Origin of the sequence: Photobacterium sagamiensis, from assembly GCF_050337085.1 — a bacterium.
GTDB lineage: Bacteria > Pseudomonadota > Gammaproteobacteria > Enterobacterales > Vibrionaceae > Photobacterium > Photobacterium sagamiensis.
Genome location: NZ_JAKJSP010000020.1, coordinates 62,007 through 82,508, shown reverse-complemented (window position 1 = coordinate 82,508; position 20,502 = coordinate 62,007). Strand labels below are relative to the sequence as shown.

Genomic DNA, 20,502 nt, shown 5'->3' with positions numbered 1-20,502 from the left:
TAAACCTTCCAACAGAGAAGCATGCATTAGGAATGCGACTCACCGAAGGCACAGACGAAAAAGCTCGCATTGAACCACATCTAATTCGCAAACTATGGGTTTCAAAAAAATCAGAATAGATGCATGACAATACACTGGTAGGTAAGTGGGTACATTCATTGAACATGCTTTTTACAGATAGTGGAACAACATGATGGGGCAATTAATTGGCTTCGCGACACTCTCTGCCGCGAAACCAAGACAACCAATAGGGTAGGTTGTTTTTAATCTGACAGTTGCGCCAAAGATATCGGCAACTGTCAGAGTAGGTAAAAGTTACTATTTGTTATGGATTCATAACCAGTTTTACATCAGCCACATAGTAAGTCATACCACCCGGATTGTAATTCTCTGCTTTGTCGACTAGCTCTGGGAAGATGACGACTTTCTTGACATACTTCAGAGCGTTGATGTCAATATTACCGTCTGTATTGGTGAAGAACTGTTTCAGTGGAAGTGATACTTTACGTACCTCTTGCAAAGGATCGCTATTATAGTTATGAGCAACTACAAGTTGTGAGGTTGGGTAACCGTATTCACCTTGCGCTGGACCTTCAGCATCAGGTTTGTTCGGCGTTTCCATTTTAACCATCACGTTTCCTGTCGGATGGGCTGTAGCACTGTTCGAGTCTGCGTAGAAGTCAAACTCCAGTTTACCGTGCTCCAGGTACAGGCTGAGATCCTTCAACTTCTCTTCATCCAGTATAAGCCCCAGAAAAGAGTTTTTTGTGCCGGTAGCAACTGAAGTAATGCCTTTGAAATGAACACCGCTAAGTTCTAAGTCTAAACCAGTAGCCGTTGTAGGTTGAAATCTCGCCCAGCCTGTTTTAGCGGCACCATCAAATTCAAAAACAGTAGATATATCGTCAGTAAGAATTTCTTTCTTCTCCTGCTTGTAACAATCTACGACCAGGTTGGAACCCGGCTTGTCCCCTCCAGACTCGGCCTGAAAGCGGATATTGCTGATATCAAAATTAATATCAGAGTTAACTTTCATAGAAAATGGCTGAGTGGTCTTGCTAAAGTCAACGCCTTGGTCTGAGAAACAGTTCAGTGGAAGTCTTACAGACTGAGTTGGAGAACCAAGGAATGCATTAATTGAGCTTGTGATGTCAACAGATGCTTCGGGAGAACCATCAGAGAGTAAGGTTACAGTAATAGGATTTACTTTGCTGGTATCTGCGGAGATTTTAGTATGTTCGTTAACCTTAACATCAAAAATTAATGTACCGGCACCATCACTATTTGGTGCAGCAAGGTCAATACCAGAATTGCTGAAAAGCTGAATTGATGCCTTAGCACTCTCTGTCACTGTAACATTCAGAGCGCCTTGGTTTTGGTAATCACCAATGACTTGGATATTGCTAAGCGCTGAATTCTCTTGGCCGTCAACATCTGCGGTGGCATCATCTTTATCAGTGGCTTGCATTGCAAAGGCGCCAGTTGAACCTTCACCATATATTTGAGTGACCTCACCGCCTACAGGAAGGCCAGGGGTAGTTCCACTGTTACCACTACCGCCATAATCAAAAGTGTCATCAAGACAGCCGGATAAAGCCATCAGTGCAGAGGTAGCAAGTACTATTTTTTTCACATTATGTTTCATGTTTTTTTTCATAACTGAGTTCTCGATAGAAAGATTCTGCCTATATGATTGCTCGTGTCGCATTATACGTTAGTTGTCTCGAATCTTGTTTCAAGGTCGATTCGTAGCAAAGCTGTTGAATCAGGTTCGGCCTGAGCAAAGGAAATCAGTAAAGTGAACAGGACAGCAGAAGTAGCAGAAAAAACAATAATAAATTTTCTCATAATGACTGTTCCTTTGTCTAACCAACTTTCAATATAAACGTTTCGTGTACAGAATTGAAACATACAGTAGTTATTTGCTTTGTTCAATGCAAAGCATGAAGGAAGTGCTCGGCATGATCATGTTTTAATAGAATATGTGATTTCAATCGTTTAATCCCCCTTACTATCAGTGAGGAGAACCACATTAACATAGCAGAATGTGCTCATGCATTTGATGTTAGTAAATGGTCACCGTCAGTAAACTGGCCGCACTTTATTTATGGCTTCGTCACATACTGCCACTTAAAAACAACCAAAATAAGGAAAAGTAAATTTGGTGTTTCACTTCAATTATTTGAAACTTTTATTATATTTCCCTTTCAATTACGGCTTTCCTGTTAAGTTAAAAACTCATACCACGCTTAGAAAGCGCAACCGATAAACACTTTAAAAACAATAAGATAAGATATGACGACCATAATAAAAGATTATTAATAATAAACAGGTAATAGTTATTTACGTGCCATCTTTATCTGAGGCAGAACTCCGATAGTTCATCAATTCAAGCAACTCAAGAATAACGGTTATTTCATTAGCGTTGCCTGCGTACTGACTTAGCGAAGTCTAACGGTAAGCCCAAGAATGTAAGTATTCACCGACTGGAACTGTTCATGCTGAAAACAGCCATAAAAATCTAAGCAAGCGCTATATCACCGCTGCAATACATTCTGGTTTCTGCCCCATAGAACGGAAGCTTGGGCTGCTTTTTCTTAATAAACTATGTGTTATGTCAGATAACATGTCGTAAATGTGACCAAGCTCAACTCAATGAGATTTCCACCGCATCCTAAAAATAACTAACACATTGATATAATAGGATTATATCTTAACTCTAAGCTATATCCAAATGGTGGAATGATGTTGCACACCAAAATCGAAACGTTTATATTGAGTGCAATTCACCCCAAACCCACACACATATAGAAAATAGTGTAAGGACACGCCATGTTACGTAAAACTTTACTAACCGCCTCTTTACTTACAACGTTCGGAGCTTCTGCTTACACCATGGAAACTGTTACGGTTGATGCGCCTATAACGGGCATTAAGAACAAAGCAGCAGTGGTATTACCGAGCTCTTACAATGAAGCCACAAGCTACCCTGTAGTCTATTTACTACACGGCCACGGTGGTAATTATCGAGACTGGACCAACCTGACAGGCGTTGAAAGCCTCGCTGACCACCATAACATAATCATTGTTATGCCCGATGGAAACCGCGATTCCTGGTATGTAGACTCAAAACTCAAAAGTAATTCTGACTACGCAACTTATATTTCAAAAGATGTCGTTAACTACATTGATACAAATTACAACACTATCAACCGTGTTGATGGTCGTGGTATTACCGGCTTATCCATGGGCGGATTTGGTGCAATGAGTATCGGTTTTAATCACCTTGATACGTTCGGAGCTATAGGCGCAATTTCTGGCGGTGTTGACTTTACACCGTTTCCTAACAACTGGGGTATTTCGGAGGTTCTCGGCAAGTACGACGAGAATAAAACAGTTTGGCATCAAAACGCGATCATAAATAATCTTCATAAAATTAAAGAATACGAAATGGATGGTAAAGTCGATACACGCGTTCCAATTTCCTTTGAAGTCGGAGTTGGTGATTTTTTCTTAGATGTTAACCGAGAACTCCACAATACAATGCTCCAATTGAACATCAAGCACGATTACACCGAACGTCAAGGGCAACATAACTGGGATTACTGGAATAATGCGATTGCATATCAAATGCAGTTCATGAATGACGCACTGCGCAAGCAGGGTGCATTTGCAATTAAGGGGTAGCTATAACCATTGCTGCGAGCGTGTCTGACCAGCAGTGACGTTTCCTGCCGATGATCCTTTCGAGTTTCAGTTTTTTATTTTCAGTACCATAAAAAAGCCCAGTTTTTATAGAAACTGGGCTTTTTACCAAACTAGAGTCTTTCATACCAATTGGTATTACTCGGCTACAAATCCGGGTCTTGTTTAATCACAGAAATATTGCGAACCGTGGCTATCTGATCTTTGTTTGCACTACTGTTGTCCGGACGCGCAAAACGGAAGATAACCCGCAGCCTGTCGATACCTTCATCTTCAGCCAGACGCCGGCCAGAATAATGTATTTCACGGTCGGTCACGCTATAGCTGATCGCATCTCCCCCTTCTTCCCTGACTTTAGTATTACCACTGAACATCTGGGTATAGACGGTCAATTCAGATCCATCTTTATGAGAGGTTGTTGCATCGGCTGTCACAATATAACGTGTACTCAATGGGTCATTCTGATCGAGAATATAATCGCGATAAACCTCGGCATAGTCCTTTCCAGGCGTCCCTATGGGCATGGTAAAGTTAATATCCGAACCAGAAATATTGACACTGACCTGGCTACCGTCTGTCGGCATCCAGTTACCACTACCCGCATCGTCTAGCTCAATCGCCATTCTACGCACAGTCAGGTTGTCGAAAACATAACGCATATATTTAGGGGCTACATTTAGATTTCGCTCTACCTCAAAACTGACATGGATATAATTGGCACCAACAGGTTTTCGGGTAATGAGCTCAAAATCCACCTCACTGTGCTCATTATTCATCATATTGCTACGTTCTGGTACAAACACGTTTTCATTGTTTGGATCATTATCGCTGTCCCACTGAATTTTAAGATAAGCCTTATCATCAGCAGACGCCATCAGGATTTTTCCTTCTGCGCGCAACACGAGTGGGGTTGGTGTGGGTAAATGAGAAAGGTCCAGCGTCTGACGCAGCGTACCAAAGTCGGATAACGTGTTTTTGGTACTCCGAATTTCTGCACTGTGTCCATCAATGGATTTATCAGCTGTCACCGCATAGAACTCAAAACCACTCTGAACTTTTTCCCAGTCTTCCAAAGAATTATCGAAGCTTGCATTGGGAATAGTGACGAGCTCACCGTCTGATTCAAAGTCAAAAGGACCAAAGCCATAGCCAGGTTTTGCCGGAACATCATCAGGGGTACTGTCCCTGGCAATCTTACGATCAATAATCCCTTTATTGCCCAGGCTGTCTGTTAAGTGCTCTGCCAGACCAAACAGAGCAAACACTGAGTCAGGGATACCTATTCTTTGCATCTGCCATAAAGGGTTATCATTAGAATAACGCGTCAGCATATTTGCACCAGGTGTACCATCTGGGCCAGGGACATCAGGTGTTCCTTGCAGTCTCTGGCGGCGGCCGTCCCGGTAGGCCATATAGCCACCAACAAGTGGTGCACTGTCACCGTACATACCAAAGCCAAGTACAGCCGGGAAGTGAGTAATGGTTCCCGGATGGTCATTTATATTATCGGCGTTATAACCGTCGCTTTCAGTCGGGCCAGCGGAAAATGCTGTTAGGTAATCCGGATTATTATCGTCGGTCCACGCTGCCTGGTGGGAATAAAAATTATTAAAATTCTCTCTCCAACCCTCGCTTTGACGGCGATCCTTGAACAGGGTATGCCCATACAGCTCAACAAAAGAGGATTGATTAAATTTTATCACGGGTTCCGTATCAAGCCAGGTCCTTAAATAGCGATGGTTTTCCCGATGTTTCCACCAGTCCTCGTAAGCCCAATATGCCATCGGGTCAAAAATAGGCGCAAGTTCGGCAAAGAGGTATGCCTCTTGGTATGGCTTGGCGGTGTTCAGTGTGTCACGTCCTAAAGGCCCATATATCGTCGCTCGCTGTTCAACTTGCGCATAACTGCGTAAATAGTCGGCATAGTTTTTTTGCTGACCTATGATTTTATCTGCAGCGGCTATGATCTTTTCATTGTCGGGATACTGCTCTTTGGCCCGAATAGCGGCATGGACCATTTTTGCCGTGGTATAGATAGAGGCTGTATCTTTTCTACCGCTCGCTGCAGTCGCGATCCCTTTACCGGTATCTGATTCATAACTGGTAAAAAATAAGCCATCAACCGTGATTTCCGGAACAATTCCGTCAGGGTGCAAGCCGGCATGGCGAGTCAAAATCAACTCTATCTCCTGCTCAGCAGAGCGCTCAAACATCACCTCATCAGTGATCAAAGCAAGTATTGTCCAGGCTGCTCCGCCGGTGCTCACAGTCTTGTATCGCTTTTTATCGGGATTTGCATCAGAGCCAACCACCCAGCCTTCTCTATGCCCGTCAGGCCAGAGTAAAGTCCGGAAGTAAGTCATGTACTGTTCGTATTCGTCTCTTAGCCACTCGTCGTAACTGAGCCGTTGATCCGAGTTATCATTCATGACCCCGCTGTTATCACCAGCAAGAAGCATACGTCCATCCGCGGTTGCCGCAATATCGGAAGTTATATCTATCTTTGTATATAGCTGAGGCGTAACACTGTCATGTTGACGAAGCTGTTCAGTCGGAATAAAAAGCAATCGGTCGTCAGTCGGTGTATCTTCTGACAGAAGATAGAGTCCGCCCTGATCCTCTGCCCCATAGGTACGACCGAAAGATGAACCTTTCAGGCCTTCAATATCGATAAGATGTTCTATGGATGAGGAGGTAGTGTTCAGTCGGTAAAGGCTTTGCGAGGTACTAATGTAACCTTTGTCATCAGCACTATCGATGGTTATATCCCTAACACTCTTTCCATCCAGATCGTAGCTGGACAGCATCTTGCCGACTTCATCATTTCGCTCTGCCTGATAGCGCAGGATTTGACCATTTCCGGTGCCTACCCATAATTCACCTTCATTATGGACTAAGCCCAGGTTACCAGTCTCCGGGTGGGTCGCGAGATCAAGATAGTCAACAAAAGAGGTCAGCGCCTTTGTATTGGTATTAAATTTTAATATTGATCCTTTTTTTTCTCTGGCAACATTAATGTAAAGCAGGCGACCGGAAGCAGAAAAAGCGAGCCCTACCGGTCCTAAAGCATCACCGCCAATATTTGAGCCGGCAGGCAACACTGCTAGCAGATCATCGACGGTAATTTTTGCTATTTTATTCTGGTGAACATCAAACAGCTCAATACTATCTGACGTTCTCTCAGCTACCGCATATAAACCCGCGTACCGAGCTGCCGCCACCAAGTCAGATTCACTGCCATTACTCCATGAATTAACATTGGGTTCAGCAGGAAATTCTTTTTCAGCGGCTGGCTGTTTTGGCAAAGTGGGATTGGAGCTATTAGCCGGTGTCGCGGAAGAACCGTTACAGCCAGCGATCAACACTGAGAGTATAAGTGTAGATATATGCTTTAATCTCATTGTTCATGATTCCTTTCATTATAAAGGCATTCTTGTAGGGTAAGGCGTTGGAACTGCTCTTTGGGTGCATCATGTTTTAGCTTGACCATCAGTGGTTTCATTCGTTTTTCCTGCTTAGGATTGTGAATGGGAGACATCGCCGAAACGTTTCTATTGATATTATTATAATCATGGGATAAAGTAAAAAACAACCATAAAAAAGTGTCAAATAGACATGGAATAATTGGTGTAGGACAAAATCTCCACCAGCTTGACTCAAGTCACAAAATTCAATATCAGCATCATTATTTACTGATAATCTATTGTTTTAAGCCGATATCAGGCAGAAAATTCATTACAAGAATCATATTTAGCGTTAATAATCACATAAAGTGAAACGTTTATACATATACGGCTTGTTCTATATCGAAATCAGGTAAAAATGTCTGCCATTCGCTCCAACCATTACTGATTTTTTCACTGAATTTGATGCTTTACTCAAAACACAACACACAGAGGAAACGAATGAAGTTACCATCTTTTAAAACCAGTGTGCTTGCAGCTGCATGTTCGGTTGCTGTTACTGTAGCTGGCATGCAGCCAGCTCTAGCGAAGTCAGCTCAATCCACTTCCCCCAACGAACAGCGCCAACCCAATGTTGTACTAATTTTTGCTGATGACATGGGTTATTCAGATGCTGGTTTTCAGAACATCAGTAAAGATGTCAGAACGCCTAACCTGGATCGCCTGGCCGAAGATGGTGCTATTTTCTCTGCAGGCTATGTGACAGCACCTGTATGTGGCCCGTCACGAGCAGGGATGAATACTGGTCGTTATCAGCAACGCTTTGGTGCTCATGACAATGTTGGTCCTTTTATCCGGGAGGAAGGTATTGAACAAGGCGTTCCTGTTGATATCCCAACGATTGGTCATCGCTTTCAAGATGCGGGCTACAAGACTGCTTTAATAGGTAAGTGGCACGATGGTGATCCAAAGAAATTTTGGCCTCATAACCGCGGTTTTGACGAATTCTTTGGTTTTAATAATGGTGCAGCCGACTACTTCGTAGGCGCTAGGAATACCAGAAACGCCAAGAACACACCTTTTTCATCTATTTATCGCAACGATGAACTGGTTGAACCATTTGATGAGTACTTGACCGATAGGTTTGGCTCCGAAGCCGTTAATTTCATCGAAAGAAATAAAAACGAACCTTTCTTCCTTTATGTACCTTTCAATGCCATCCATGGTCCTTTACAAGCAGTAGAAGAAGATCTGGCTCGCTTCGATCATATTAAAAACGAAAAACGCCGTCTTTCTGTCGCTATGAACTACAATATGGACCATAACATTGGTCGTATTATTGCCAAGCTGGAAGAGAACAAGCTGATGGAAGATACCATGATTATCTTCCTGTCTGACAATGGCGGCAAGTTCAAAGGCAATCATGGAAATGAATCTTATAACTACCCTCTGCGTGACGAGAAAGTAACCGTATGGGACGGCGGCATCCGTATTCCGTTCACGATTACTTGGAAAGGTAAAATTCCTGCCGGACAGCAGATCAACGATCCGATTATCTCACTTGATATCCTGCCAACCGTAATGTCAGCCGTAGGTGCTGATGTTGAAGCTAGCTGGAACCTGGACGGTGTTGACCTGATGCCGCTTCTGACTGGTAAAGTAGAGAAATTAGAAGACCGCTACTTATTCTGGCATATGCCACGCCAAGCTGCAGTCCGCGACAATGATTGGAAACTGGTCATGCCTGACATTACGAAAAAAGAAAAAGAGTATCAGCTATTTAAGATCAGTGAAGATATTGGCGAATCCCAAAACCTGGCAAGCAAATACCCAGAACAAGTTGAACGACTAAAGAATGCGTTTAATGAATGGAGTTCTCAGAACGAAGAGCCTAAGTGGGGATGGAATAAGAACCTCTTCCCATACAGCAATGACTGGCGTGGTAGAAACTAATTTAATAAATTGAATAAGTGCCAGGGAATGAACCCCCTGGCACTTATTCTTCACACCATTCCACTGTTAATTCTTATTCAAGCATTCATATTCACGCTCCTATCACTAGCTAACAGAGTCAAGTAAATAAGTTAACGAAGAAACCTGGAGGATGGCTCCTTGTTTACCTTGTTAACACCGACACAAAGTTGATAAAAGGAGAGCAAAATGAAGTTAAATAATCTAGCGATGCACATTTTATTTTCGCTGCTGAATGGAAACGCAACGGGCTATGAATTAACTCAGGCTATGTCAAAAAGCCACGTATGGCGTTCATCTCATCAACAAATATATCGTGAACTGATAAAGCTTGATAATTTGGGGCTGGTTACGTTCACAACCGTCCGGCAAGTAAGCAAGCCAAACCGTAAACCGTATTCAATCACGGCTGCTGGTCGAGCTGCTATTGAAGACGCTGCAAAAAACACAACTCCAGTCATTTCTCCGGCGCACAGTATCCGCACGGTTATGATTAATTCTGGCAACAAAAAATATTTTGAAACTCTCACAGAACAGCTTAAAGAACAGATTCTATTGATTAAAACAAAAATGATAAGAGAAGATTGCCCTGTCGAGTATCTATCCATGTCCCGCGAGATTTATCACCATACCGCCGAGCTGGATTATTGTGCGGACGTCCTAAAGCATCTAGCTCAGAACGCTAAGCAAATAGCAGCTTAGAAATAGAAAGATGATGTTTAAATTTGTGGTTGAAAAATGGTGAGCAATCTTGATGAATGAAGAGCGGGAGAAATCCCGCTCATAGTAACGCAGCAATCAACCAATCGTTGCGTGTCTATTTTACTTTATAACGTTGGTTGGCCTTTCAGATAGCCTAGCGAAACTAAAAACTTATCCGCCTCACGTACTGTCTCGTTATACTTTGCTCTGTTAAAAAAGCCATGTGATTGGTCTTTGTATATATGCAAATCGCAACGCATGCCCTTTACTTCCATTCTTTTCTTATACTCCTCTGCAGTAGCAACAGGGATCAGCTTGTCCTTGGAGCCAAGGAACACAATAGTCGGAGGTGTATCCGTCCCAATATTGTGCATTGGCGAGAATTCCTCCCAATACTCCTTGACGCGGTCATAACCATAGCCTCCCGGACCATTATCGAAAACAGGATTGAATAGGACTAATGCGTTCGGACGAGAACTGATTGAGGCATCCTCTCCCTCTTCATCAAAACGCTTAAGTGTCGCTGTAGCAGCGGCCACATGACCACCAGCCGAACCACCGCCTGCGGCTATCTTTTTCGGATCAATACCCAACTCGTCTGCGTGCAATCGCACCCAACGAATAGCTGATTTCCCATCCGTCACTGCTTCCTTAGGTGAAGTGTTATGCTTGTTTTTTATTCGGTATTCAGCAGAAATAGCGACCATTCCCCGCGAGGCTAGATATTCGCTTTGTTTGTAGAATTGTGCAGGCTTGCCGCCAGTCCACCCACCTCCAAAGAAAAAAACGATGGCAGGTTTACGCTCAGACACTTTGTGATCCGGTGGGTTGAATACATGAAGTTTCAGAGAGTCGTCATTTATGGTTTTGTAGGTGATCGTTTGATCTGGCAATATTTTTGCGGAAACCGCGAGCGGGAAAAGAAAAAAAAGGACAATCAAAAAAGGAATATTTTTCATGTGCATACCAATATATTACTGGGTTATATAGAAAAGGCACATGCACCATTAACAGCACATATGCCATATTCATCAAATTACCGTTTTGTAATCCGGGTTATTTTCCTAATTGCTTGAAAATGTTCTTAGCAATATCGGTATTGTCAATTTGCCCCGCATATTTATCTTTGCCTGCACCAAAGGCAAAAACAGGAACATCGATACCAGTATGGCCACTTGTCGTCCAGCCAGTATTGGTGCGTTTGTCAATAACGCTCTTGAGCGCTTTAAAGAGCTGCTTTTTATCCTTAGCATGCGCTTTTTTCACCAAACTGATTTCATCTTTGTTTAATTCAAAACCGAGCTGTTTGTTAATTTCCTCAGGGTCATAGCCATTCTTAATTTGTTGATTAGCTATGGTTTTGGTCGACGCTGACAGATTACGAAGGTATTGCGGTTCCCAACGGTAACCACCTCCTTTTGCCCCCATTGTCATACCACCGGTATTATGATCAGCAGTCACTACAACTAACGTATCGGAATTGTTCGCCACATACCCTTCAAGCCACTCTACGGTACTATTTAAGTCATCCATTTCAGCCATCGCAGAAGCAACATCATTGGCATGACTCGCCCAATCGATCTGAGAGGCTTCAATTAACAAGAAATATCCTTTTTCGTTACGCTCCAAACGATCAACGGCGGCAGTAACCATGGTTTTTAATCGCTCTGGCTGCTTGTCATCCAGGGCTGCCGGTAGTCCGTCATTGGCGAAAAGACCTAGGACTTGATCCTTATTGATCTGAGACAGCTGATCGTAGCTGTCAATATACTGATACCCGGCGTCCTTAAATTCCTGGGCGATGTCTCGGTCTTTACGAATGAAGTATTTCCAACCACCGCCGAGCATCAGATCGACTTTAAATTCACCGTTGATTTTGTCGTCGAAGTAGCTATCTGCAATTTCGTTATACATTTTACGCTTCTTTACATGAGCAACGTAGCTGGCTGGTGTCGCATGATTGATCTGTGATGTCACGACAAGGCCCGTTGACTTGCCAATGGACTTAGCATACTCCAATACGCTTTGTACTGGGTTTTTATCGTTGTCTAACCCGATAGCACCATTGTAAGTCTTATAGCCGGTAGCTAATGCAGTGCCCGATGCAGCACTATCCGTTACGAGCCCCTGAGTACGGGCCGGATACGTGCTGGCGCGGCCAACGAAATGACGGTCAAATACAGTTTGTTCAATCTCTACGGTTGCCGGATCGTCTTTGAAATAGCGGTAGGCTGCAGTGTGGGCTGGTCCCATGCCATCACCGACAACCATAATAATATTTTTTGGCGCGGTCTCAGCCTGTGCTATACCTGCTGCCCCTAACGATAGCAAAAGGGCTACTGTAAGTTTTTTCATCTTTAGTTTTCCTAGTTTATTTCATTATAACTGTATGCAATAACCGAACTTTGGCTCTCAACTCAATAAAAGCCAGCAACACAATAAATCAACGGCTTGCGATCATAGCCAGTAAGTTTAAAATTAAGAATCTGCAGGCTGGAATTCAATACCAATTGCTTCTCTGAGCATCCCCTTACCTGGAGATAAATCCGCACTGAATTGGCAATAAATATAATATTCGCACTCGAGTCTGTTTTGTAAAAAAGCTAGCAACACTTCAGGTGTTGGTGCTACTAACGTTTTTATTTTACACATTACATCACTCCATAATTGCTAGTACTCTTTCACTTAACTTATGAATAGTTGAAACACCTAGACACGTCATCCCGGAATCGAGGTACGAGATATCCGGGATCCAGCTCTCACCGCGTGTTCCTTAGATTCCGTATAAGTTCGTTCCTCACTTTACGGAATGACGATGTTTGGTGACTGAACTCGTCAAAACTTCTGCGATGCCATACTAGTACCCTTTCACATAAATTATAAAAAGTTGAATCACCTAAATACGTCATCCCGGAATCGAGGTACGAGATATCCGGGATCCAGCTCTCACCGCGTGTTCCTTAGATTCCGTATAAGTTCGTTCCTCACTTTACGGAATGACGATGTTTGGTGACTGAACTCGTTAAAACTTCTGCGATGCCATACTAGTACTCTTTCACATAAATTATGAAAAGTTGAATCACCTAAATACGTCATCCCGGAATCGAGGTACGAGATATCCGGGATCCAGCTCTCACCGCGTGTTCCTTAGATTCCGTATAAGTTCGTTCCTCACTTTACGGAATGACGATGTTTGGTGACTGAACTCGTTAAAACTTCTGTGATGCCATACTGGTGGCTCAAATATACAGCTCTGGGCTTGATATCTTGACAGTACCTCAGCTTAATCGAAATTGACCGACCAACGATTCCAGTTGGTGATTACTGGCATTTAATTGCTGTGTACTTTCTGTCGTTGAATTTCCATTCGCTTTTAATTCTTCGATCATAGTTTGAATGGTCAGAATATTGCGTGTGATCTCATCGGTTACTGTATTTTGCTCTTGCGCCGCTGTGGCAATATGATCATTAAGTTCACCAACTTTGACAATTTTTTGTACCATGACATCCAGCGAAGACGTCACCAAACCGGTATTGCTCGCAGCCGATTGGCAACTTTCTTTTGTTTCTTCCATGGATTCGACCATATTTTTCGTACCGTTTTTTAGCCGTTCTAACATTTCGGTAATTTCTTCGGTACTATTTTGTGTTCTGGCAGCAAGGGATCTAACTTCATCTGCCACAACAGCAAAGCCTCGGCCTTGCTCGCCGGCGCGGGCTGCTTCGATGGCTGCATTTAGCGCCAACAAATTTGTCTGATTTGATATATCACTGATAACACTAAGAATAACTGCGACTTTATCAACATCCAGGCTCATTGAAGCAGTCGATTGGGCCATGAGTTCAACTCGATCGACAAGCGCTGAAACACTGTCTACAGCATTTTGAACAACTTGACGGGACTCTTGTGCGTCGATATCAGCACTGTGGGTTAACTTTGCCGCTTCGACTGCACTTTGTGTCACGGAATTAGCGCTGGAACTCATTTCAGTTATAGCCGAAACAATTTGTTCTGTTTCATGCGCATGTGATACTAAAAGCGATTGATTTGAATCTGTCTGCTGATTTAATTGAATGATTCTCTTGCCAATCGTTTCAGTCGATTCTGAAATTTCAAACATCATTGCCTGCAGGCTGATGATAAAGCGGTTTATACCATCAGATATTTTACCAAAATCATCTTCATTCTTGACTTCCAAGCGTTGAGTCAAGTCACCATTTCCTTTCGCTAACTCTAAAATCAAATTTCGAAGTGATATAACGGGTTTATAGGCTAAGACTAATATAAATAGACATAAAGGGGTTATAACTATTGCGGCAATGACCAGAGCAATAGTAATCGCATTATTCAATTCTTTGGTATTATATTCCGCATATGCCTTATCCATAAATCCGGTCACGAACCATTGTTTACCTTTAAGGTCGATCGGTATTCGCACTACGGGTGTGTCAGAAGCCATTTGATTTGAAAAAAGAACAGTCTCTGCGCCATCTTCCAGCTGTATGAACATGCCATCAAAAGCAAGATCATCGAGGTAGTAAACAATATCTTCAACGTCTAAATAAAAGATATCGGCAATATTTTCACTACGATTGACAGTAATGTAAACCATCGGTATGTCGTCTTCCATAAAAACGTCACTTACAATTACATCACCATTGCTTTTGTTCATTATATCGATGTACTGCTGTGCAACACCTTCATCTTCCATCAAACCATCAGCAGTAAAAACACGATCGCCGATAACTTTCACGGCGTTGGTGAAACCGTAATCAGCAGAAATATCTCTAATTTGAACCAAGGTAAACATTAATGAATTCAGTGATTCTGCAAGCGATATTTTATAATTAAGTTCATCCGTTATTTTGGTTGTAATAAAATCTATATCTTTATTGACATTATCTGTGTCAGTTTTATAAATATAACTACTTACATAATGATTCACACTAAAGTATGAGGCGGCAAGAGTAACTAATATAACGGAAAAAAATATCGCGAAAATCTTAACTTTGAAAGTTAATCTATTCATAATTCACCCAAAAAAATCTGAACATGTGAAAATATTTATAATATCATTGTGATCAATTCAAACTAGGAAGTTATAGATGAAAGGAATCATTTAAACTATTTAATTGTCTAAAGAATAAATACCAGAGAGTCCTTCCTCTGGTATTTATAATACATTAAGTGTAAGTATTACTTTTTACCCCGAAAGCCTTCGGTAACATAAGGGAATTTCTTCTTGTTCCATCCCCATTTCGCAGGTTCATTCTGAGATTGCCAATTCTTAAATTCCTGCATCAGGCGTTCGACTTGTTCAGGATGTTTCTTGACCAAATCATTCGACTCGCTGATGTCTTCACTGATTTTAAATAACTGAACCTGTGGCTTTTTAGCCGTAATGTTTGGCATGACCAGTTTCCAGTCATTATCGCGAATAGCAGCTTTAGTTGACACGTCCCAATACATGAAACGGTTATCTAACTGATCAACTTTACCGGTTAATCGCGGCATGATATCTACCCCGTTCATGTCCCAGTCCTTAATATCTGCACCAGCAGCCTTCAGAACCGTTGGCAGGATATCAAGAGAGATGACAGGATCGTCGATATGTTGTCCGGCAGGAATTTTACCTTTCCACGTCACAGTGAACGGAATACGGATACCACCGTCCCACAAGGTATTTTTCTGACCGCGCAGTGGCTTGTTATATGAGGCATTGCCTTTAGGCTTGCCACCATTATCAGACAAGAAGATGATAATGGTATCTTCCATCAACTTGTGTTCTTTTAGCTTGTCTAAGATATGGCCAATATTTTTGTCCATATTGTAGTTCATAGCCAAAGACGTACGACGCTTCTTATCTTTAATATGATCAAAGCGCGCCAGATCTTTCTCAATAGCTTGCAAAGGGCCATGAATAGCGTTGAATGGAACATAAAGGAAGAAAGGATCATCTTTATGGCTTTCAATAAAGTTAACCGCTTCAGAGCCAAACTTGTCGGTTAGGTAATCATCAAAAGGTTCAACCAACTTATCGTTTCGATAAATAGAAGAGTTAGGTTTCTCTTCTGCGTTTTTAAGGTTTATTGGTCCGACAAAGTAGTTGGCAGCACCATTGTTAAAACCGTAGAACTCATCAAAACCGCGATTGTGAGGCCAGTATTCCTTCGGATCACCATCGTGATATTTGCCGATCATACCTGTTGTGTAGCCAGCATCTTGAAAACGGTTACCAATCGTAGGGATGTCTAAAGGAAGACCTTGTACAATTCCTTCTTCCAGTACATAGGGTGCCGTATTGCCGTGGTAGCCAAAGCGCTCTTGGTAGCGACCGGTCAGCATACCTGCACGTGAAGGACCACATACCGGTGCTGAGACATAACCCGTGGTTAAAATTGCACCCGCTTGAGCTAACTGATCCAGATTTGGTGTAACGACATCTTTGCTGAGATTTTGAAAGCCTGCATCGGCGTAACCCAAGTCATCGGCAAAAAGAACTACCACGTTGGGTGCACGATGCCCGTCTACCATAGGAAATTTTGCCGAGTCGGCGAGGACCGGCTGAGCTGCGACAATAGCGGCTGTGAATGCAGTTGCCATTGTACACTTTTTAAAGGATGGTAAAGTCATACTAGTCCTAGAAGAATTAATACTTTATATGTAATCCCTAAAGCCAATCACCGAGGTAGATTGGCTTTAGGGGGGCTAGAGGTTTTATGATGTTATTCTGATGCAGGTGCTTCAGGCGTTGGATTCATAACCAGTTTTACATCAGCGACATAGTACTGCATGCCTGCAGGTGTAAATTCACTGTCATCAACAATTTCAGGGAAGAAAGTTATTTTTTTGACAACCTGCAGCGCGTTAATATCAATACTACCATCTAGCTTGTTGGTGAAAAAATCTCTCAGTGGGAGTCTTACTTTATGAAACTCACCAACGGGATAATCAGCACGTGCCATGGTAACCAGTTGCGAAGTCGGGTAAGGATAGTTGCCAGGAGCCTCTTTATCTTTCTTAGTTGGCGTATCTATTTTCACCATCAAGTTGTCTGTCGGGTGGTCCATAACACTATCGGTTTCAATATATAGATAGAACTGAAGCTCACCGTGTTCCATATATTGGCTAAAATCTTTCACAGTATCCGTCGCTTTCATGAGAAACGGTAAGTAAGTTTTACCACCTGCAGGTGCTGATGATAAAATGCCAGTGAAAATAATCCCGTTATCCTTAAGTTCTGGTAACGAATCAGGGGCCTCCAAAAATATTTTAGAGCCTCCTGAGTTCTTATGAGGACCCCAACCAGTTTCTGCTGCTGTAAGTATGTCACCTGTAAGAGGATCCGTAGTAGCCGTAATAGCCTGGTTAACGATAGACTCAACAGTAGTCACAACGTCCTTCTTACCCGACGGGTCACATTCCATCACTAAATTAATGCCAGGCTTATCGCCGCCAGCAGTACCCTTAAACTGGATCTCGCTGATGTCATAGTTAATATCTGATGTCATCTGCAACGAAAATGGTTGCTCAATTTCGGTAAAATCAACATCAGCGGCGGGGTCTGTATCCGATTTAAAGCAAGATAGAGGAATTTTAACTAGCTGACTTTCATTGGCATCCGGAGCATCCTTGGCACCAAGATATGCAGCCATTGCACTGGTGATATCAACTGTCGCGATTTCGCCATTCTTTGACTGTAACGTTACGGTTACAGGATTTGGAGCGTCTGCATCAGATAGCTTTTCATAGCTATTTACTTTCACGCTAAATTGCAAGATGCCTTTGCCTTCATCTTCTGACAGAGAGAGATCCGGAGCAGAAGTGGTGGTCATCAAAAGTTCGGTGTTATCACTGTTTGTTGCAGCAACGGTTAGCGCACTTTTGTTCTCAAAGTCACCGGATACCTGAATATTATCAAGGCTAATACCACTATTATCAGTGATTTGCGCATGACCACTCACGTCTTTTGCCTCTAGAATGAAGGAATCATCTGAACACGTACCGTACAGAACAACATCTGCAGAAGGGTCGGTATTGCCTTCACAAGGATCTGTTGGTGGGTCCGTTGGATCTGTCGGGTCCGTAGGATCTGTCGGGTCCGTAGGATCTGTCGGGTCCGTTGGATCTGTTGGGTTCGTAGGATCTGTTGGGTCTGTTGGGTTTGTTGGCTGAGTAGGATTACCGGTATTGCCTTCGCCGCCCGTATTCGGAGCATCCTCAACGCAACCAGACAGGCCGAGTACAGCTGTGATTAGAAGCGCCAAGTACTTTTTATTAATGTTCATCAGAATAAACTCCCTTAAAAACTTTCTATAGATATAATTACTAGCCACGCTTAGCTTTTTGCCAGCCTTTCAATTCTTCTCTAGTAACTATTTTGTATAATTTTGCTTGATAGGCTTTCATTATCTGTTTTCTTGCTTTCTTAAACTCAGCGGAACCACGACCGAACTTAGATACCGCTTCTCTATTGTTTAGGGTGAGTCCCTTTTTCAATTCAATAATTGTTTGTCCTTCCGAATCGCTAAGATTCAAAAACTCAACCATCGAGGTGACTTCTTTATCAATACGCTTTATATCTGCAGCGTTAAGTTCAGCTGCGGCAAAGGCTGACATTGAGCCTAATAGACCAAATACTGCAGTAAGCGTTATCAGTAGTTTCTTCACGTTGTATGTCCCTTTATCAATCTAGCAATTGAAACGTTTCTATTGACGGAAACAATAGCGCAGTTATTAAACCTATTCAATATGGCGTGCAACCAAACCTTGGCCAACAAAGGTATTTTGTTAAAGTCTGTGACATAAATCAGAAAATGTACGTTATAACACTTCGCTAAACATCACCAAATTGGATGAATACACTAGTAACCCATAAAGGAATCGCTTACTGGTATAGGGACTTGCCATGACATCACGCTCTGGTCACCAGTTTGTATCTACTAACGCGATAATGAATGGAATACATACCGTACCCCAATTATGCGCAGCCCTGGAACGCAATATTTATAATCAAGCATTACTGCCAGCCAGCCTGATTCTTTGGCCTGCAAAGAGCTCTAAGAACTCTCTCTTTTTTATATTTTTCAGTTCTTTACCTAGTGATGGGCAATAAATCTACTTTCTCCCCACACTAGTATGCGTTTAATTTCATAGACTTACATCACTTCATGCCGCCGCAACATAATAACGGTCAATTACTAAACAAAATGGCATACTTTAACGAATGAGTGTGTATAGATGTGATGTGGTTCATATAAATGTAAATTCCATTGAAGTACATTTTTGCTCGCAAACCCAGAGACCACGCTGCCTGGAGCGCTTTACAATGGTTTACACTATAAATATTGCGGATTGAACACCCCAGTCGAAACGTTTATCCTGATTTTGAAAATCGAGTAATCATATTGGACTGTTACTTTTCGTTTTATGCAATGAGGTCATCTCTACCAGGAGATACAAGTATTTTGTTTTAATAGCATCATTACTTGAAGGACGTAGTGTGATGTGACGGCATTGATGAGAAAACTAACGGTAATGCGGAATTGTGTTTGGCCCCTATTGGTCCCTACAGTAGAAAAAATAGACGGAATTAGTATGAATAAATTATTACCTGTTATCCTTGGATCTCTTGTCCTCTCGACAAGTACTGTCGCAACCGCTGATATACTTGTTATGGATGATGACGTCGATACAATCCAGGTTCAAAGTAAAGAAGATTTACCATCGTTCAAGGTACCTAAACGTACGTCCTTTTTCACGGGTATGGAGTATGCTGAAGGCGTTTCAGATACCAGGCCAGCTTCGGAAAATATTAAATATATTGTGGCTGATGGCTCTACCAGGATTCATCCCAATTTCCGTCTTCGTTATGTCCTAAGCCAATCCAGGGCTACAACAGGTAACCTGCAAAATACATCTGCTACACGTACTAACTATACGATTGCACCTCGTTATGAGCAGTGGGTAAACCATAGATTCAGCTTTTTTGCCGAACCTGTTTATATGCATCAGTCTCGACCAGATAATGGTACGACAACAGAGCTAAAATTCAGACCTGGCGCGCAGTTTACTTACGGTAAGAATTATCTGAGCACCACTTTTACCTATTCTAGGAATAAAGTTGAAACATACTTAGGTGCAACGCAAACCAGAGAAAAAGAGTTTGATACCTTCGAAATGAAAGCCAATTACACATACCGATATAACTCACGCGCTAACTTTGGCCTGGAACTTACTCGTAACGGCAATGTTGATAACTCAGACCCTCTTCAGCGCAGACGTGCCTTTGCTATTAAACCGTCAGTTCGATTAAAGCACTGGAAAGGGATTGTTTCCGAGCTGAGTGTGCCATATAACTACAATGAATCGAACAAATTATTAGCCGGGACTGAGACTGTCAAAATCAACTTTAACAACAACTATCCTTTCAACAAGTATGTCAAGGTTGTGGCTAACGTAGGCTATGAAATGGTCAAGTTTCACGAGGCTGGCTTATACTATGGTGAAGATAAAGAAGGCATTACTGCTAAGCTTGGTGTGAGCCTTGGTTTCTAAGATCTTTCTATTCCTGGTTCTATCTCAGCACCATAGGTTTATGCCTGTGGTGCTTTTTTTGTGTTTTTTTGATCTTACATCCATTCCTATTACCTGGACTTACTCAATGCTGCAGAGACTATTGTATATTCTGTAGAAACGTTTATATTGAGTTGATAATTA

The 20,502-nt window shown here is 42.3% G+C and carries 14 protein-coding genes; 4 read left to right on the top strand and 10 right to left on the bottom strand.

What is annotated here, in order from left to right; all coding sequences use genetic code 11:
* Nucleotides 1–325: 325 nt before the first annotated feature.
* Together L4D76_RS09795 and L4D76_RS09790 are read right to left on the bottom strand one after the other, a co-directional pair.
* The gene (locus tag L4D76_RS09795) at nt 326–1,633 is read right to left on the bottom strand and encodes a putative glycoside hydrolase (protein ID WP_428440722.1); all 1,308 of its coding nucleotides are present in this window, start codon (nt 1,631–1,633) and stop codon (nt 326–328) included.
* A gap of 74 nt (nt 1,634–1,707) precedes the next feature.
* Nucleotides 1,708–1,848, bottom strand: a complete 141-nt coding sequence (locus L4D76_RS09790; RefSeq protein ID WP_428440721.1) for a hypothetical protein — start codon at nt 1,846–1,848, stop codon at nt 1,708–1,710.
* Nucleotides 1,849–2,832: 984 nt separating this feature from the next.
* Here L4D76_RS09790 and L4D76_RS09785 point away from each other — a divergent pair.
* Nucleotides 2,833–3,687, top strand: a complete 855-nt coding sequence (locus L4D76_RS09785) for an alpha/beta hydrolase (protein ID WP_428440720.1) — start codon at nt 2,833–2,835, stop codon at nt 3,685–3,687.
* 164 nt (nt 3,688–3,851) lie between these two features.
* Here the strand turns inward: L4D76_RS09785 and L4D76_RS09780 are convergent, their stop codons facing one another.
* Nucleotides 3,852–7,106, bottom strand: coding sequence for a hypothetical protein (locus L4D76_RS09780; RefSeq protein WP_428440719.1), 3,255 nt, complete (start codon nt 7,104–7,106; stop codon nt 3,852–3,854).
* Between the two features lie 504 nt (nt 7,107–7,610).
* Between L4D76_RS09780 and L4D76_RS09775 the strand changes: the two genes are divergently transcribed.
* Nucleotides 7,611–9,062, top strand: coding sequence for a sulfatase (locus L4D76_RS09775; protein WP_428440718.1), 1,452 nt, complete (start codon nt 7,611–7,613; stop codon nt 9,060–9,062).
* Between the two features lie 207 nt (nt 9,063–9,269).
* Nucleotides 9,270–9,782 (top strand): PadR family transcriptional regulator, encoded by a 513-nt coding sequence (locus tag L4D76_RS09770; RefSeq protein ID WP_428440717.1) that lies wholly within the window; start codon nt 9,270–9,272, stop codon nt 9,780–9,782.
* A 125-nt stretch (nt 9,783–9,907) separates the two neighbouring features.
* Here the strand turns inward: L4D76_RS09770 and L4D76_RS09765 are convergent, their stop codons facing one another.
* The 7 genes from L4D76_RS09765 to L4D76_RS09735 form a co-directional block, all read right to left on the bottom strand.
* A complete protein-coding gene (locus L4D76_RS09765) occupies nt 9,908–10,741 on the bottom strand; it encodes an alpha/beta hydrolase (protein ID WP_428440716.1) in 834 nt (277 codons plus the stop codon).
* A 97-nt stretch (nt 10,742–10,838) separates the two neighbouring features.
* Nucleotides 10,839–12,137 carry an alkaline phosphatase gene (locus L4D76_RS09760; protein ID WP_428440715.1) on the bottom strand — a complete coding sequence of 433 codons (1,299 nt, stop codon included), beginning with the start codon at nt 12,135–12,137 and terminating at the stop codon, nt 10,839–10,841.
* 123 nt (nt 12,138–12,260) lie between these two features.
* Nucleotides 12,261–12,434: a hypothetical protein gene (locus L4D76_RS09755; protein ID WP_428440714.1), complete on the bottom strand. Its 174-nt coding sequence runs from the start codon at nt 12,432–12,434 to the stop codon at nt 12,261–12,263.
* A gap of 626 nt (nt 12,435–13,060) precedes the next feature.
* Nucleotides 13,061–14,812, bottom strand: coding sequence for a methyl-accepting chemotaxis protein (locus L4D76_RS09750; RefSeq protein ID WP_428440713.1), 1,752 nt, complete (start codon nt 14,810–14,812; stop codon nt 13,061–13,063).
* A gap of 167 nt (nt 14,813–14,979) precedes the next feature.
* Nucleotides 14,980–16,386, bottom strand: coding sequence for a sulfatase-like hydrolase/transferase (locus L4D76_RS09745; protein ID WP_428440712.1), 1,407 nt, complete (start codon nt 16,384–16,386; stop codon nt 14,980–14,982).
* A 122-nt stretch (nt 16,387–16,508) separates the two neighbouring features.
* Entirely contained in the window at nt 16,509–18,071 is a 1,563-nt protein-coding gene (locus L4D76_RS09740) for a putative glycoside hydrolase (RefSeq protein ID WP_428440711.1), read from the bottom strand.
* A gap of 40 nt (nt 18,072–18,111) precedes the next feature.
* Nucleotides 18,112–18,453, bottom strand: coding sequence for a hypothetical protein (locus L4D76_RS09735; RefSeq protein WP_428440710.1), 342 nt, complete (start codon nt 18,451–18,453; stop codon nt 18,112–18,114).
* 927 nt (nt 18,454–19,380) lie between these two features.
* Between L4D76_RS09735 and L4D76_RS09730 the strand changes: the two genes are divergently transcribed.
* On the top strand, nt 19,381–20,340 hold the full coding sequence (locus L4D76_RS09730) for a hypothetical protein (protein WP_428440709.1): 960 nt from the start codon (nt 19,381–19,383) through the stop codon (nt 20,338–20,340).
* Nucleotides 20,341–20,502: the final 162 nt, after the last annotated feature.